11 protein-coding genes are annotated in these 15484 nt (G+C 73.3%); 6 read left to right on the forward strand and 5 right to left on the reverse strand.

The window, feature by feature from the left end:
• The first annotated feature begins 15 nt into the window (after positions 1-15).
• From ABEB00_RS25295 to ABEB00_RS25310, 4 genes are all read left to right on the forward strand, one after another.
• Positions 16-816: an enoyl-CoA hydratase/isomerase family protein gene (locus tag ABEB00_RS25295; protein ID WP_345622484.1), complete on the forward strand. Its 801-nt coding sequence runs from the start codon at positions 16-18 to the stop codon at positions 814-816.
• A gap of 21 nt (positions 817-837) precedes the next feature.
• On the forward strand, positions 838-1707 hold the full coding sequence (locus ABEB00_RS25300) for an SCO6745 family protein (RefSeq protein ID WP_345622485.1): 870 nt from the start codon (positions 838-840) through the stop codon (positions 1705-1707).
• 199 nt (positions 1708-1906) lie between these two features.
• The gene (locus tag ABEB00_RS25305; RefSeq protein ID WP_345622486.1) at positions 1907-2035 is read left to right on the forward strand and encodes an LPFR motif small protein; all 129 of its coding nucleotides are present in this window, start codon (positions 1907-1909) and stop codon (positions 2033-2035) included.
• 111 nt (positions 2036-2146) lie between these two features.
• A complete protein-coding gene (locus ABEB00_RS25310; protein ID WP_345622487.1) occupies positions 2147-4552 on the forward strand; it encodes a Tex family protein in 2406 nt (801 codons plus the stop codon).
• A gap of 36 nt (positions 4553-4588) precedes the next feature.
• On the opposite strand, the gene ABEB00_RS25315 is transcribed toward ABEB00_RS25310, so the two are convergent.
• Positions 4589-6229, reverse strand: coding sequence for an ABC-F family ATP-binding cassette domain-containing protein (locus ABEB00_RS25315; protein ID WP_345622488.1), 1641 nt, complete (start codon positions 6227-6229; stop codon positions 4589-4591).
• A gap of 157 nt (positions 6230-6386) precedes the next feature.
• On the opposite strand from ABEB00_RS25315, the gene ABEB00_RS25320 reads away from it, so the two are divergent.
• Entirely contained in the window at positions 6387-7340 is a 954-nt protein-coding gene (locus tag ABEB00_RS25320; RefSeq protein WP_345622489.1) for an FAD-dependent oxidoreductase, read from the forward strand.
• A gap of 139 nt (positions 7341-7479) precedes the next feature.
• On the opposite strand, the gene ABEB00_RS25325 is transcribed toward ABEB00_RS25320, so the two are convergent.
• The 3 genes from ABEB00_RS25325 to ABEB00_RS25335 all read right to left on the reverse strand — a co-directional run bounded on the left by ABEB00_RS25325 (position 7480) and on the right by ABEB00_RS25335 (position 12264).
• Positions 7480-9210: a BCCT family transporter gene (locus ABEB00_RS25325; protein WP_345622490.1), complete on the reverse strand. Its 1731-nt coding sequence runs from the start codon at positions 9208-9210 to the stop codon at positions 7480-7482.
• A gap of 84 nt (positions 9211-9294) precedes the next feature.
• On the reverse strand, positions 9295-10611 hold the full coding sequence (locus tag ABEB00_RS25330) for a M14 family zinc carboxypeptidase (protein WP_345622491.1): 1317 nt from the start codon (positions 10609-10611) through the stop codon (positions 9295-9297).
• A gap of 168 nt (positions 10612-10779) precedes the next feature.
• Positions 10780-12264, reverse strand: coding sequence for an amino acid permease (locus ABEB00_RS25335; protein WP_345622492.1), 1485 nt, complete (start codon positions 12262-12264; stop codon positions 10780-10782).
• 230 nt (positions 12265-12494) lie between these two features.
• Between ABEB00_RS25335 and ABEB00_RS25340 the strand changes: the two genes are divergently transcribed.
• Entirely contained in the window at positions 12495-13232 is a 738-nt protein-coding gene (locus tag ABEB00_RS25340; protein ID WP_345622493.1) for a MerR family transcriptional regulator, read from the forward strand.
• A gap of 64 nt (positions 13233-13296) precedes the next feature.
• Here ABEB00_RS25340 and ABEB00_RS25345 read toward each other — a convergent pair whose 3' ends face one another.
• A complete protein-coding gene (locus ABEB00_RS25345; RefSeq protein WP_345622504.1) occupies positions 13297-15477 on the reverse strand; it encodes a 3-hydroxyacyl-CoA dehydrogenase NAD-binding domain-containing protein in 2181 nt (726 codons plus the stop codon).
• Positions 15478-15484: the final 7 nt, after the last annotated feature.

Consider the following 15484-nt stretch of genomic DNA (forward strand, 5'->3'; position numbering starts at 1 on the left):
GGTAACATCCGGCGCATGGAGCCCGAGCTGCAGCACCGCGTCACCGGCGCGGTGGCCACCGTCGTCGTCCGGCACCCGGCCAAGCGCAACGCCATGACCGCCGCGATGTGGCGGGAGCTGCCGCCGCTGCTCGACGCCCTGGCCGCCGATCCGGCGGTGCGCGCGCTGGTGCTCACCGGTGCGGGCGGGACCTTCTGCGCCGGGGCCGACATCTCCACGCTGCGCCGCTCGCCCGAGGAGGCGCAGCGGCTGGCCCAGGACGCGGAGGAGGCGCTCGCCGCCTTCCCCAAGCCGACGCTGGCCGCGGTCCGCGGCCACTGCGTGGGCGGCGGGGTGCAGCTCGCGGCCGCCTGCGACCTGCGGTTCGCCGAGGAGGGGGCGCTGTTCGGGGTGACGCCGGCGAAGCTGGGGATCGTCTATCCGGCGTCCACCACCCGGCGCCTCGTGGCACTGGTGGGGCCGGCCACCACGAAGTACCTGCTGTTCTCCGGTGAGCTGATCGGCACCGAGCGGGCGCTGCGCACCGGGCTGGTCGACGAGGTGCTGCCGGTGGGCGGCCTGGCGGCGCGGGTCGAGGAGTTCACCCGCGTGCTGGCCGCGCGCTCGGGGCTGACACAGGCCGCGGCCAAGGAGTTCGCGGACGGGCGCACCGACCGGGACGGGTTCTGGACGGCCCAGGCCCGCGGCAGCGGCGACACCGCGGAGGGCGTCGCCGCGTTCCTGGAGCGCCGGGAGCCGCGCTTCACCTGGAGCGCGGAGCGGACCTTTCCCGCCCTCGGCCGCACGGGTCCGTCCGGACCGTCGCACACATACTGACCGGTTGGTAACGTGCGGGCCATGACAACTGCCGCGATCGACCGGCGCCCGGGGCGGCGCTGCCACAACGCGCTCAACTCGCTGCACTCCACGCACTACTTCTCGCCCGACCTGGGCAGGGAGCTGGGCGCGCTCGGGATCACCGATCCCCGGGCGGTCAACTTCGCGGCCCGGGCCGCCGCCCTGGGGCGGGTGGGGGCCGGCACCGTGACGGCCACGTTCTACAACTACCGGTACGCGCTCGTCGCCCGGCATGTGCCGGCCGTCTGGGAGACGGCTTCGCCCGAGGAGGTCCTGGCGGCACGCGTGCGTGCCGTCGACGCCACCCTGCGCCGCCTGCTCGGCGAAGACGTTCTGGCCGCCGCGGAGATGGCGGAGGCCGCCGGGCTGGCGCTGCGCGCCGCCGAGGGCTGCACGCGCGGCGCCCGGCCGCTCTACTCGGCCCACGCCGATCTGCCCGTCCCCGAGGCACCGCACCTGGCGTACTGGCACGCCGCGACCCTGCTGCGCGAGCACCGCGGCGACGGGCACCTGGCCGTGCTGGCGGCGGCGGACCTGGACGGCCTGGAGGCGGTGGTCACGCACACCGCCACCGGCCGCGGCATGGCACCCCGCTGGGTGCTGACCACCCGTGGCTGGACCGAGGAGGACTGGGACGCGGCGGTCGGCCGGCTGCGCGGGCGCGGGCTCCTCGACGACGCGGGGGAGCTGACCGAGCGGGGCGGGGCGCTGCGCGCGGAGATCGAGCACGAGACGGACCGGCTGGACGCGGGGCCCTACGAGCACCTCGGCCCGGCGGGCGTGGAACGCCTGACCGAGCTGGGGGCGGCGTTCGCCCGAGCGGTCGTCGGCGCGGGGGCCTTCCCGGCCGATCTGATCGGCAAGGGCTGACCGGCGGGAACGACGGATCGGCGGATCGGCGGGGAACGGCAGGGCTGCCGGAGATCGATGGGTGGTCCTACGGAGGCCGATGGGGCCGATGGGGTTGATCGCAAGGGGAAGACCGGCCGCCGGGGGCATATCGCGCCGGACACGAGGTACACGGTTGTCACCCGGCCGGACCGGCCGGGCAGGACAGAAGGAGGCTCTCGTGTTCCGTGCCATCGCAGACGTGCTGCGTCAGATCGGCGGTGCCCTCGCCACGGTGGTCACCCTGCCCTTCCGGGCCGTGGCCCGGCTCTTCGGCGGGGCGTCCAGCTCGACCCGCGGCCGGGCCTGAGCCCGTCCGGCCCGGCCCGCCCGGGTACGGCCCCGACCGCCCTGATCCCCGACTGTCGGTGCGACCTGCCACAATTGCCGCGCAACCTCAGTGAGAAGGCGGTACGGGATCGTGACGACACCCGGGTCCCTCGAAGCAGGGTCCATCGAAGGCAGGATCGCCGAGGAACTCGGCGTGCGGGAGCGGCAGGTGAGGGCCGCGGTCGAACTGCTCGACGGCGGTTCGACGGTGCCCTTCATCGCCCGCTACCGCAAGGAAGCGACCGAGCTGCTCGACGACGCGCAACTGCGCGCGCTCGAGGAGCGGCTCCGCTACCTGCGGGAGCTGGAGGACCGGCGGGCGGCGATCCTCGACTCGGTGCGTGAGCAGGGCAAGCTCACCGCGGAACTGGAGGCGAGCATCCGCGGCGCCGAGACCAAGGCGCGGCTGGAGGACGTCTACCTGCCGTACAAGCCCAAGCGGCGTACGAAGGCGCAGATCGCGCGCGAAGCGGGTCTCGCGCCGCTGGCGGAGGGGCTGCTCGGCGATCCGGCCGTGGAGCCCCTCGCCGCCGCCTCGGCGTTCGTCGACGCCGGCAAGGGCGTCGCCGATCCGCAGGCCGCGCTGGACGGCGCGCGGGCGATCCTCACCGAGAAGTTCTCGGAGGACGCCGACCTGATCGGTGAACTGCGCGAGCGGATGTGGAGCCGCGGCCGGCTCGCCGCCAAGGTCAAGGACGGCAGGCAAGAGGCCGGCGCCAAGTTCGCCGACTACTTCGACTTCACCGAACCGTTCACCGCGCTCCCCTCGCACCGCGTCCTGGCGATGCTCCGCGGCGAGAAGGAGGACGTCCTCGACCTCGTCCTGGAACCCGAGGAGCCCACCGAGGGCCGGTCCTCGTACGAGGCCGTCGTGGCGAGCCGGTTCGGGATCGCAGACCGCGGCAGGCCCGGCGACAAGTGGCTGGTGGACACGGTCCGCTGGGCCTGGCGCACCCGCCTCCTGGTCCACCTCGGCATCGACCTCAGGCTGCGGCTGCGCACGGCCGCCGAGGACGAGGCGGTGAACGTGTTCGCCGCCAACCTGCGCGACCTGCTCCTCGCCGCCCCGGCGGGCACCCGCGCGACGCTGGGCCTGGACCCGGGCTTCCGTACGGGGGTGAAGGTCGCCGTGGTCGACGCCACCGGCAAGGTCGTGGCGACCGACGTGATCCATCCGCACGTCCCCGCCAACAGGTGGGACGAGGCGATCGCGAAGCTGGCGAGGCTGGCCCGGGAGCACGCGGTCGAGCTGGTCGCCATCGGCAACGGCACCGCCTCCCGCGAGACCGACAAGCTGGCCGGCGAGCTGATCGCCAAGCACCCCGAGCTGAACCTGACCAAGGTGATGGTGTCCGAGGCGGGCGCCTCGGTGTACTCGGCCTCCGCCTTCGCCTCGCAGGAACTGCCCGACATGGACGTGTCGTTGCGCGGCGCGGTCTCCATCGCGCGCCGCCTCCAGGACCCGCTGGCCGAGCTGGTGAAGATCGACCCGAAGTCGATCGGGGTCGGCCAGTACCAGCACGACCTGTCCGAGATGAAACTGTCGCGCTCGCTGGACGCGGTGGTCGAGGACTGTGTGAACGGCGTCGGCGTGGACGTCAACACCGCCTCCGCGCCGCTGCTCGCGCGCGTCTCCGGCATCACCTCGGGCCTCGCCGAGAACATCGTGGCGCACCGCGACTCGCACGGACCGTTCGGGTCCCGCGGCGAGCTGAAGAAGGTCCCCCGGCTCGGTCCGAAGGCGTACGAGCAGTGCGCGGGCTTCCTGCGGATCCGGGGCGGCGACCCGCTGGACGCGTCCAGCGTGCACCCCGAGGCGTACCCGGTGGTGCGCCGGATGGTGAAGACCGCCGGGCAGGAGGTGGCCTCCCTGATCGGGAACACCGCGGTGCTGCGGTCGCTGCGGCCGGCGGAGTACGTGGACGAGACGTTCGGCCTGCCGACGGTCACCGACATCCTCAGGGAATTGGAGAAGCCGGGCCGCGACCCGCGTCCCGCCTTCAAAACCGCCACCTTCAAGGAGGGCGTGGAGAAGATCTCCGACCTGGCCTCCGGGATGGTGCTGGAGGGCGTCGTGACGAACGTGGCCGCCTTCGGGGCGTTCATCGACATCGGGGTGCACCAGGACGGGCTCGCGCACGTCTCCGCGTTGTCGAAGACGTTCGTGAAGGACCCGCGGGACGTCGTCAAGCCCGGGGACATCGTCAAGGTGAAGGTGCTGGACGTCGACATCCCGCGCAAGCGGATCTCGCTGACGCTGCGGCTGGACGACGAGGCGGCCGAGCAGGGCGGCAAGCCGGGCGGCGCGGGTGAGCGTCGCCAGGGCGGCGGTGGCGGCGAGCGCCGGCAGCGCGGCGGGCGTCCGCCCCAGCAGCGGCAGGGCGGACAGGGCGGTCAGGGGGGCGGTGCGCGACAGGCGACGCCGCCCGCCGGCGGCGCGATGGCCGACGCCCTGCGCCGGGCCGGGCTGCTCGACGCCAAGAAGGGCAAGCGCTGAGCGAACAGGGCGAGCGCTGAGCGGGCGGTACGGATCTCAGCGTTCCGTCACCTTTCCCGCCGCCACCTCCAGGCGGCGGGTCACCCGCACCGCGTCCAGCATCCGCCGGTCGTGGGTGACCAGCAGGAGCGTGCCCTCGTAGGTGTCGAGGGCCGCTTCCAGTTGTTCGATGGCCGGCAGGTCCAGGTGGTTGGTGGGCTCGTCCAGGACCAGGAGGTTGACGCCTCTGCCCTGGAGCAGGGCCAGCGCCGCCCTGGTGCGTTCGCCCGGTGAGAGGGTGGCCGCCGGGCGCAGCACGTGTTCCGCCTTCAGGCCGAACTTGGCCAGGAGGGTGCGGACCTCGCCCGGTTCGGTGTCCGGCGTCGCCGCCTGGAAGGCGTCGAGCAGCGGCTCGGGGCCGTGGAACGACCGGCGGGCCTGGTCGACCTCGCCGACCAGGACGCCCGAGCCGAGCGAGGCGTGGCCCGCGTCGAGCGGGACCCGGCCGAGCAGGGCGCCCAGCAGGGTGGACTTGCCGGCGCCGTTGGCGCCGGTCACCGCCACCCGGTCGGCCCAGTCGATCTGGAGGGAGACCGGGCCGAGGGTGAAGCCGGCGCGCCGCACCTCGGCGTCGCGCAGGGTGGCGACGACCGAGCCGGAGCGCGGGGCCGCCCCGATCTCCATGTGCAGCTCCCACTCCTTGCGGGGCTCCTCCACGACGTCCAGGCGCTCGATCATGCGCTGGGTCTGGCGGGCCTTCGCGGCCTGCTTCTCGCTGGCCTCGCTGCGGAACTTGCGGCCGATCTTGTCGTTGTCGTTGCTCGCCTTGCGCCGGGCGTTCTTGACCCCCTTGTCCATCCAGGAACGCTGCGTCTGCGCCCGGTCCTGGAGGGCGGAGCGCTTGTCGGCGTACTCCTCGTAGTCGTCGCGGGCGTGCCGGCGGGACACCTCGCGCTCCTCCAGGTAGGCGTCGTAACCGCCGCCGTAGAGGTTGACCCGGTGCTGGGCGAGGTCGAGTTCGAGGACCTTGGTGACGGTGCGGGTGAGGAACTCGCGGTCGTGGCTGACGACGACCGTGCCGGCGCGCAGGCCGCTCACGAACCGCTCCAGGCGTTGCAGGCCGTCCAGGTCGAGGTCGTTGGTGGGCTCGTCGAGCAGGAAGACGTCGTAGCGGGAGAGGAGCAGGGAGGCGAGGCCGGCCCGGGCGGCCTGGCCGCCGGACAGGGAGGTCATGGGCTGGTCGAGGCCGACGGCGAGACCGAGGCCGGCGGCGACCTCCTCGGCGCGCTCGTCGAGGTCGGCGCCGCCGAGGGCGAGCCAGCGCTCCAGGCTCGTGGCGTAGGCGTCGTCGGCGCCGGGCGCGCCGTCGACCAGGGCCTGGGTGGCGTCGTCCATGGTGTGCTGGGCCTCGGCGACGCCGGTGCGCCGGGCCAGGAAGGCGCGGACCGATTCGCCGGGGCGGCGCTCGGGCTCCTGCGGGAGGTGGCCGACGGTGGCGCCGGGCGGGGAGAGGCGCAGTTCGCCCTGTTCGGGGGCGGTGAGTCCGGCGAGCATCCGCAGCAGCGTGGACTTGCCGGCGCCGTTGGCCCCGACCAGTCCGATCACGTCCCCGGGGGCGACGACGAGGTCGAGTCCGGTGAACAGGGAGCGGTCGCCGTGGCCGGCGGCGAGGTTCTTGGCGACGAGGTTGGCAGTCATCAGGGCCTCGATTTTAGCGGCCCGGCGGACACCGGCTGCCGCGGCGGGTCGCCGGTACGGGAGCCGGTGGCCGCGTACTCGGCCGGCGTGTGCGGGTGAGTGTCCCGGGGCCGGACCGAGGGGCGCACGGCAGGTCATGTTCCGCTAGCGTCCGCCTGTGGAAACCGAACCGGAGGGCGAAGTCGTCGTGATCGGCGGCGGCGTGATCGGGCTGACGACGGCGGTCGTCCTGGCGGAGCGCGGCAGCCGGGTGCGGGTGTGGACCCGGGAGCCCGCCGAGCGGACCACCTCGGCGGTCGCGGGCGCGCTCTGGTGGCCGTACCGGATCGCGCCGCCGGCGGCGGCACGCGCGTGGGCGCTGCGCTCGCTGGACGTGTACGAGGAACTGGCGGCGCGCCCCGGGCGGACCGGTGTGCGGATGGCCGAGGGGGTGCTGGGCGAGACCGGGCGGGACGAGGTCGCCGGATGGGCGGCGGGCCGGCTGCCGGGGCTGCGGGCGTCGACCCCCGAGGAGTACGGCGGGTCCGGGCTGTGGGCACGGTTGCCGCTCATCGACATGTCGATTCATCTGCCGTGGCTGCGCGAGCGGTTGCTGGCGGCGGGCGGGACCGTGGAGCGGCGCGCGGTGGCCGGTCTGGCGGAGCCGGTGGCGCCGGTCGTGGTCAACTGCACCGGGCTGGACGCCCGCACGCTGGTGCCGGACCCGTCCGTACGGCCGGTGCGGGGCCAGTTGGTCGTCGTGGCGAACCCCGGCATCCGCACCTGGACGGTCTGCGCCGACCCGGAGTCCGGGGAGACGGCGTACGTCTTCCCGCACGCGGACCGCCTCGTCCTGGGCGGCACGGCGGAGGAGGACGCGTGGTCGCCGGAGCCGGACCCGGCGGTGGCGGCGGCGATCGTACGGCGGTGCGCGGTGCTGCGGCCGGAGATCGCCGGGGCGCGGGTCCTGGCGCACCGGGTCGGTCTGCGGCCCGTGCGGGACGCGGTGCGGCTGGAGCGGGAGCCGCTGCCGGACGGGCGGCTGCTGGTGCACAACTACGGCCACGGCGGGGCGGGCGTCACGGTGGCGTGGGGGTGCGCGGAGGAGGCCGCGGGGCTGGTCCTCGGCTGAGGCGCTGAGGCGGGGCCCCGACGGCGCCGCCGGGGCCAGAGGGGGCGCCTTCGCCGGGCCCCGCCAGGCGGCACGGCGACGTCGCGCCTCGCGGGACAGGGGGCCGGGCGACGAACGGGCGTGCCGGGCGAGCCCGGTGTCAGGTGTGCCTGCCGATCGGATCGCCCTCGATCTCCGTGCCGGGGCCCGGTCCCACCCGGATCTCGAACTCGCCGTCGTACCGGCGGTGCCCCTCGACCACGGCCAGTTCGAGCGCCTCGACGCCGATCTCGCCCCGGACGATGAGCGGGTCCCGGCGCAGATCGCGCAGGAGGGCCACGCACATGAAGATCATCACGATGACGAACGGGGCCGCCGCGAGGATCGTGAGGTTCTGCAGACCGGTCAGCGCGTCGCCCTGGCCGCTGCCGACCAGGAGCATGATGGCGGCCACCGCGCCGGTGAGCACGCCCCAGAAGATGACGACCGGACGGCTCGGTTCCAGCGCGCCCCGCTGCGACAGGGTGCCCATCACGATCGAGGCCGCGTCGGCGCCCGAGACGAAGAAGATGCCGACGAGGATCATCACCAGCAGGCTGGTGACGGTGGCGACGGGGAACTGCTGGAGCACGGCGAAGAGCCGGCCCTCGGAGGTCGTCTCCTCCCCCAGCCTGCCCTGCTCCGCCAGCTTCATCGCCGAGCCGCCGAAGATGGCGAACCAGACGAGGCTGACCGTGCTGGGCACCAGGATGACGCCGCCGACGAACTGCCGGACGGTACGGCCCCGGCTGATGCGGGCGATGAACATGCCGACGAACGGCGTCCAGGAGATCCACCACGCCCAGTAGAAGACGGTCCAGCTCGCCAGCCAGTCGGCCACGCCCTCACCGCCGGCCGCCTCGGTCCGGGCGGCGAGCCGGGGCAGCTCACCGAGGTAGGAGAAGATCGAGGTGGGCAGCAGGTCCAGGACGATGACGGTCGGGCCGGCGACGAACACGAACAGGGCGAGCACCAGCGCCAGCACCATGTTGATGTTGGACAGCCACTGGATGCCCTTCTCCACCCCCGAGACGGCCGAGGCCACGAACGCGACCGTGAGCACGCCGATGATCGTGACGAGCAGCGCGGTGCTCACCTTGTCCAGCCAGTCCAGCTCCTGGAAGCCGGAGCCGATCTGCAGCGCGCCGAGGCCGAGGGAGGCCGCGGAACCGAAGACGGTCGCGACGATGGCGAGGATGTCGATGACCCGGCCCACCCCGCCGTTGGCGTTCTTCTCGCCGATGAGCGGGGTGAACACGGCACTGATGGTCTGGCGGCGGCGCCTGCGGAAGGTGCTGTAGGCGATGGCGAGGCCGACCACCGCGTAGATCGCCCACGGATGGAGCGTCCAGTGGAAGAGGGTGGTGGCCATGGCCGTCTCCATGCGTTCGCCGGAGTCGGCCGGGTCGGTGCCGGGCGGGGGCGTCGAGTAGTGCGAGAGCGGCTCGCTGACGCCGTAGAACATCAGGCCGATGCCCATGCCCGCGCTGAACATCATCGCGACCCAGGAGACCGTGCGGAACTCGGGTTTCTCGCCCTCGGCGCCGAGGTGGATCCGGCCGTAGCGGCTGATCGCGAGCCAGAGGGCGAAGACGACGAAGCCGGAGGCGGCCAGTACGAACGCCCAGCCGCCGTTGTGCATCAGGCCGCCGAGCAGGGTGCTGGAGGCGTCCTCCAGGGAGTCGGTGGCGACGGCGCCCCAGACGACGAAGGCGAGGCTCAGTACCGCCGTGACGCCGAAGACGACGCGATCGGTGCGCGGACGCCCCTCGGGTCCCGGCAGGCCCGCCTCCGATCCCGGCAGCGAGCCCTTCGGATGAAGATCTTTCCCGCTGGGTGGGTCATGCGTCACGGGCGGCACCTTTCGCCGGGCGGATAGGGCGCGGAATGTCCCCTATGTACGCTGCTACCACACCCGGGGCCGCCCCTCGCCCGTTCAGCACTCCGTGTCGGGTTCACCCACCGTGATGTGGTAAGCGGCGCGCGCGTCGAACAGCAACGGCACCAGTGCGCGCGACGGCTGACGCAGCGGTACGAGAACTCCGCCGGCGTCCCGTCGGGCGCGCACGCCGTGCAGGGCGAGTTCGTCCCGCACGTCCCGGTACTGGCCGGGGGTGAGGCGGTAGCCGCAGGGCGGGTCGGCGAGCACCTGCGACGGCTGTGGCGGGTCGTTGTCGGCGCCGCCGAGGTACACCGGGCCGGTGTCGGTCCGTCCCGCCTCGCGGGCCGCGCCGGTGGCCGCCTCGACGCGTCCACGCCGCTCGTCGGAGTAGCCGAACAGTCCCTTGAGCGCGGCCAGTTGCGAGTCCACCCGGCGCCGGTTGTTGAGCGCCCCGTCCTGCCGCTCGGCCGCGGTGAGGGGGTCGAGGCGGCTCTCGACGAGCAGGCCCACCGCGTGCTTGACGCCGGACATGTTCCGCAGGATGCGCTCCTGCCCGTCCCCGGCGGTCTGCCGGATCGGGTCGCCGGTCTCCGGGTCGGTCCAGATGCCGTACGTGCCGGTGGAGTGGCCGGCGCGCCCGGCGGCGGGGCGGACATGGGCGCCGGAGAGGGTCTCGGCCTCGTCGTGGACGGCCGCGTCGGTGTTGAGGTTGCGGGGCCACAGGTCGTACAGGTCCTTGTCGTAGTACGGGGGCGTGGCGCCGTACTCGTGCAGGTCGTGGACGAGGTCGGGGCGGTGGTCGCGGACGACGGCGGCCAGGGCCCGGGCCTCCGCCGTCGCCAGGGCGAGGTGGTCGCGGTTGACGTCGACGCCGTCGCCGTTGCCGCGGGTGCCGGCCGCCCGGCCGTCGGGGTTGGCGGTGGGCACGACCAGGACGGTGGTGCGCTCCAGCAGGCGCCGGGTGCGCCGGTCGGTGGGGTGGGCGAGGTCGCGGACGGTGGTCAGGCAGGCCTCGCGGCCGGCGGGTTCGTCGCCGTGCTGGCCACAGACGAGGAGGATCTTGTGGGCGGCGGCGGGGTTGCCGAGGGTGACCAGCCGGAGCGGGCGGCCCCGCGCCGTGCTGCCGACGCGGTCGACGGTGACGTGGGCGGCGGCCCGGTCGACGGCGGCCAGCAGGGACCGCTCCTCGGCCTGGGTGGTCCAGCGGGCGCCGTGCGCGGACTCGAAGCCGGTGCGCGGCGGGTGGCGGGGTGCGCCCGCGGCGCCGGCCGTGGCGCCGGCCGCGGTGGGAGCGAGCGAGGTGGCCAGGGCGGCGGCCGTGACCGCCGTGGCGAGCGTTCTCCGGACCGTGCACCGCATGCGTCGTGGCATGCGCGGGACCGTACCCCGGACGGCTCCCGCGCAGAAGGGGCCGTTCGAAGCATCTGGTGCGGCGGCCCCGACCGCACGGCGGCGGGGGGACGCTCCCCCCGCCGGGCGGCGGGCCCGGTCCGCCAGGGCGTGTTTCGAAAGTCCCGTCTGCCCTCCGGGCGGACGACGCTACTTTCGAGACACGCCCTGGTTCGCCGGCCCCGGCAGATCCTGGGCGGCGTTCTCGCCGACGCGGCGGCGGACGCCGTACCAGCCGGCCACCAGCATCACCACGATCAGCGGGACGAGCAGCAGGGTCTTGCGGCCGACGTCGGGGTCGTTCCACATCATGCCGAGGCAGGCCAGCAGGAACACGATCGTGGCGATCTCCGTGACCGGGCTGCCGGGGAGACGGAACCGCGGCCGGGTGACCCGGCCCTCCTTCGCCCGCCGGACGAAGACCAGGTGGCAGACCATGATGATCACCCAGGTGCTGATGATGCCGAGCGAGGCGACGTTCAGCACGATCTCGAACGCCTGCGACGGCACCAGGAAGTTCAGGCCGACGCCGAGCACGCACACCCCGCAGGTCAGCAGGATGCCGCCGTAGGGGACCTGGGTGCGGCTCATCACGCCGGTGAACCTGGGCGCGGAGCCCGCCACCGCCATGGAGCGCAGGATGCGGCCGGTGGAGTACAGCCCGGAGTTGAGCGAGGACATGGCGGCGGTGAGGACCACCAGGTTCATCACGTCGCCCGCGGCCGGGACACCGATCTTCGACAGGACGGTGACGAAGGGGCTCTGGTCGCCCGAGTAGAGCGAACCGGGCAGCAGCAGGGCCAGCAGGACGACCGAGCCGACGTAGAACAGGGCGACCCGCCACATGATCGAGTTCACCGCGCGCGGGACGACCTTCTGCGGCTCGGCGGTCTCGCCTGCGGCGACGCCGACCAGTTCCAGCGCGGCGTACGCGAAGATCACGCCCTGCATCACGAGGACGACCGGCATCACCCCGTGCGGCAGCAGCCCGCCGTGCTCGGTGATCATGCCGACGCCGGGGGTGTAGCCGCCCACCTCGTGCTGGGTGACCAGCAGGAAGATGCCGATCAGCATGAAGCCGACCAGGGTGGCGACCTTGACGATGGCGAACCAGAACTCCATCTCGCCGAAGATCTTCACCGAGATCAGGTTCACGGCCAGCACCACGGCCAGGGCGATCAGCGCGAGCACCCACTGCGGGATGCTGGTGAACAGCGACCAGTAGTGCGTGTACAGCGCGATCGCCGTGATGTCGGCGATGCCGGTCGTGGACCAGTTCAGGAAGTACATCCAGCCGGCGACGTACGCGCCCTTCTCGCCGAGGAACTCGCGCGCGTACGACACGAAGGAACCGGACGAGGGCCGGTAGAGCACCAGCTCGCCGAGGGCCCGGACGACGAAGAAGGCGAAGACGCCGCAGACCAGGTAGGCCACGGCGAGCGCCGGGCCGGCGTCGCGCAGCCGGCCGCCGGCGCCGAGGAAGAGACCGGTGCCGATCGCGCCGCCGATGGCGATCATGTTGATGTGGCGGGCCTTGAGGTCCTTGCTGTAACCGGCGTCGCCCGCGTCCGCGGGGGGCGCGGCCGCCCGGGGGTGGCCGGCGGCCTGTGCCGTGTCCACGGCGTCCTTGCTCACGGGTGGATCCACTCTCTGGTGCGTCCGGGTGTTTACACCCGAATCGTCCGTACAGTGACATGGCCCGTGCCACGCTCGCGGCACAGACCAAGTCGGCACCTTCCCACGACCCGCCGTGCCCATGCGGTGGCTCACCTCACAGAGGGTGACTTCTCACATGATCCACCGCCCGTCTCCACGCAGTGCAGATGTGGTGTCACAGCACTGGTGAGACAGCGATACTGCTCCACATGACGACGCCCGAGACCGAGAAGCCGGCGCTCACCATCGACGAGCTGGCCGCGCGGGCCGGCGTCACGGTGCGCACGGTCCGCTTCTACGGGACCAAGGGGCTGCTGCCCCCGCCGCTGATCGGTCCGCGGCGGGTGGGGCGGTACGGCCGGGAGCATCTGGCGCGGCTGGCGCTGATCGAGGAGCTCCAGCGCCAGGGCATGACGCTGGCCGCGATCGAGCGGTATCTGCGGCAACTGCCGCCGGACCTGACCGCCCACGACCTCGCGCTGCACCGCGCGGTGGTGGCCTCCTGGGCGCCGGAGACGGTGGAGAGCGTCACCCGCGAGCAACTGGACCGGCGGGCGGGCCGGCCGCTGAGCGACGAGGACATGGCCCGTCTGGTGGCGATGGACATCGTCACGCCGGACGGGGGCCGGGACGGGGGCGGAGAGGGGGAGGGAAGCGGGGGTGTCTATCGGGTCGACGCCGGACTGCTGCGGATCGGCGTGGAGCTGCTCGCCACCCCGCTGTCGCCCGAGACGGTCCTCGCCGCCCGTACCGCGCTGCTCGCCCACTCCCGCGCCGCCGCGCGCGACCTGTCGCGGCTGCTGCGCGACGCGGTCACCGAGCGCGACGCGCGGGACGTGCGGTCGCTGTCCGCCCACATGCACCCGATCGTGGTGCAGGCGCTGCTGACGACCTTCCAGCGGTCGCTCCGCCAGGAACTGCGGGAGTGGCTCGACGAGGCGGAGTGACCCCGCCTCGTCGAGCCGGTCGCCGGGCCGCTCCGCTGGGGCGTGCCGGACAGTGGACGCCCGCTCAGCGGCCGTCCGTGAAGACCTCACCCCGTTCCGCCTTCTCCACCAGCAGCGCGGGCGGCGTGAAGCGGTCGCCGTAGCGTTCGGCCAGTTCACGCGCGCGGGCCACGAAGCCGGGCAGGCCCCCCTCGTAACCGTTGACGTACTGGAGCACGCCGCCGGTCCAGCCGGGGAAGCCGATGCCGAAGATCGAGCCGATGTTGGCGTCGGCCACCGAGGTCAGCACGCCCTCCTCCAGGAGCCGGACGGTGTCCAGCGCCTCCGCGAAGAGCATCCGCTCCCGCATGTCCCGGAACGGGATCCGGTACCCGGGCTCGGTGAAGTGCTCCCGCAGTCCGGGCCACAGGCCGGTCCGCCGGCCGTCCTCGCCGTACTCGTAGAAGCCGGCGCCGCCGCTGCGGCCGGGGCGCCCGAACTCGTCGACCATGCGGTCGATGACGGCCTCGGCGGGGTGTGCGGCCCAGGTGCCGCCCGCCTCCTCGACGGCCCGCTTCGTCTCCTGGCGGATCTTGCGGGGCAGGGTGAGGGTCAGCTCGTCCATCAGCGAGAGCACCTTGGCCGGGTAGCCGGCCTGGGCCGCCGCCTGCTCCACGGAGGCCGGCTCGACGCCCTCGCCGACCATGGCGACGCCCTCGTCGATGAAACGGCCGATGACGCGGGAGGTGAAGAAGCCGCGGCTGTCGTTGACGACGATCGGCGTCTTCTTGATCTGCCGGACCAGGTCGAAGGCGCGGGCCAGCGCCTCGTCACCGGTCCGCTCCCCCTTGATGATCTCCACCAGCGGCATCTTGTCGACGGGCGAGAAGAAGTGCAGCCCGATGAAGTCGCCCTGGCGTTCGACGCCTTCGGCGAGGGCGGTGATGGGGAGGGTGGAGGTGTTGGAGCAGAGCAGCGCGTCGGGCTCGACGACGTGCTCGATCTCCTGGAAGACCTTGTGCTTGAGGGAGGTGTCCTCGAAGACGGCCTCGATCACCGCGTCGCAGCCCGCGAGGTCGGCGGCCTCGGCGGTGGGCGTGATGCGGGCGAGGAGCGCGTCGGCCTTCTCCTGGGTGGTGCGGCCGCGGGAGACGGCCTTGGCGCACAGCTTCTCGGAGTAGCCCTTGCCCTTGAGCGCGGAGTCGAGGGAGACGTCCTTGAGGACGACGTCGATGCCCGCGCGTGCGCACGAGTAGGCGATCCCGGCGCCCATCATCCCGGCGCCGAGGACGGCGACCCTGCGGACCGGGCGGGGCTCGGTCCCCTGCGGGCGGTTGGCGCCGGAGTTGACGGCCTGGAGGTCGAAGAAGAACGCCTGGATCATGTTCTTCGAGGTCTGTCCGGCGGCCAGCTCCACGAAGTAGCGGGCCTCGATGACCTGGGCGGTCTCGAAGTCGACCTGGGCGCCCTCGACGGCGGCGGCCATGATGCTGCGCGGCGCGGGGTAGGGCGCGCCGCCGGTCTGCTTGCGCAGGTTGGCCGGGAAGGCGGGCAGGTTGGCGGCGAACCTGGGGTTGCTGGGGGTGCCGCCCGGGATGCGGTAGCCGGGGACGTCCCAGGGCTGGGCGGACTCGGGGTGGGCGTCGATGAAGGCGCGGGCCTTGGCGAGCAGGTCGTCCGGGGTGTCGGCGACCTCGTGGACCAGGCCGTTGTCGGCCGCGCGGCGCGGGGCGTACTGGGTGCCCTGGAGCAGCACCTTCAGCAGCGCGTCGGTGATGCCGAGCAGGCGGACGGTGCGGACGACGCCGCCGCCCCCGGGGAGCAGACCGAGGGTGACCTCGGGCAGGCCGATCTTGGAGCCGGGGGCGTCGAGGGCGACGCGGTGGTGGCAGGCGAGGGCGATCTCGTAGCCGCCGCCGAGCGCCGCGCCGTTGATCGCGGCGACGACGGGCTTCCCGAGGGTCTCGATGCGGCGCAGGTCCCGTTTGATGGCCAGACCGCCGTCGAACAGGTCCTGGGCGGTCTCGGGGGTGACGCGGATCAGGTCGCGCAGGTCGCCGCCGGCGAAGAAGGTCTTCTTGGCGGAGGTGATGATGACGCCGCGGAGGGTGTCCTTCTCGGCCTCCAGGCGGTCGGTGACCTTGGCGAGGGAGGCGCGGAACGCGGCGTTCATGGTGTTCGCGGACTGGTCCGGGTCGTCCAGGACGAGGGTGACCACGCCGGTGCGGTCCTGCTCCCAGCGGATGGTGGTGGACTCGGTGCTCATGACGGTG

It is taken from the genome of Streptomyces ziwulingensis (assembly GCF_039542605.1).
In the GTDB taxonomy this organism is placed as follows: Bacteria; Actinomycetota; Actinomycetes; order Streptomycetales; family Streptomycetaceae; genus Streptomyces; species Streptomyces ziwulingensis.

Bases quoted from the DNA above. Each gene is read 5' to 3' on its own strand.
- ABEB00_RS25295 (WP_345622484.1), top strand. From the start codon at position 16: ATGGAGCCCGAGCTGCAGCACCGCGTCACCGGCGCGGTGGCCACCGTC.
- ABEB00_RS25300 (WP_345622485.1), top strand. From the start codon at position 838: ATGACAACTGCCGCGATCGACCGGCGCCCGGGGCGGCGCTGCCACAAC.
- ABEB00_RS25315 (WP_345622488.1), bottom strand. From the start codon at position 6,229: ATGACTGCCAACCTCGTCGCCAAGAACCTCGCCGCCGGCCACGGCGAC.
- ABEB00_RS25330 (WP_345622491.1), bottom strand. From the start codon at position 10,611: ATGCCACGACGCATGCGGTGCACGGTCCGGAGAACGCTCGCCACGGCG.
- ABEB00_RS25340 (WP_345622493.1), top strand. From the start codon at position 12,495: ATGACGACGCCCGAGACCGAGAAGCCGGCGCTCACCATCGACGAGCTG.
- ABEB00_RS25345 (WP_345622504.1), bottom strand. From the start codon at position 15,477: ATGAGCACCGAGTCCACCACCATCCGCTGGGAGCAGGACCGCACCGGC.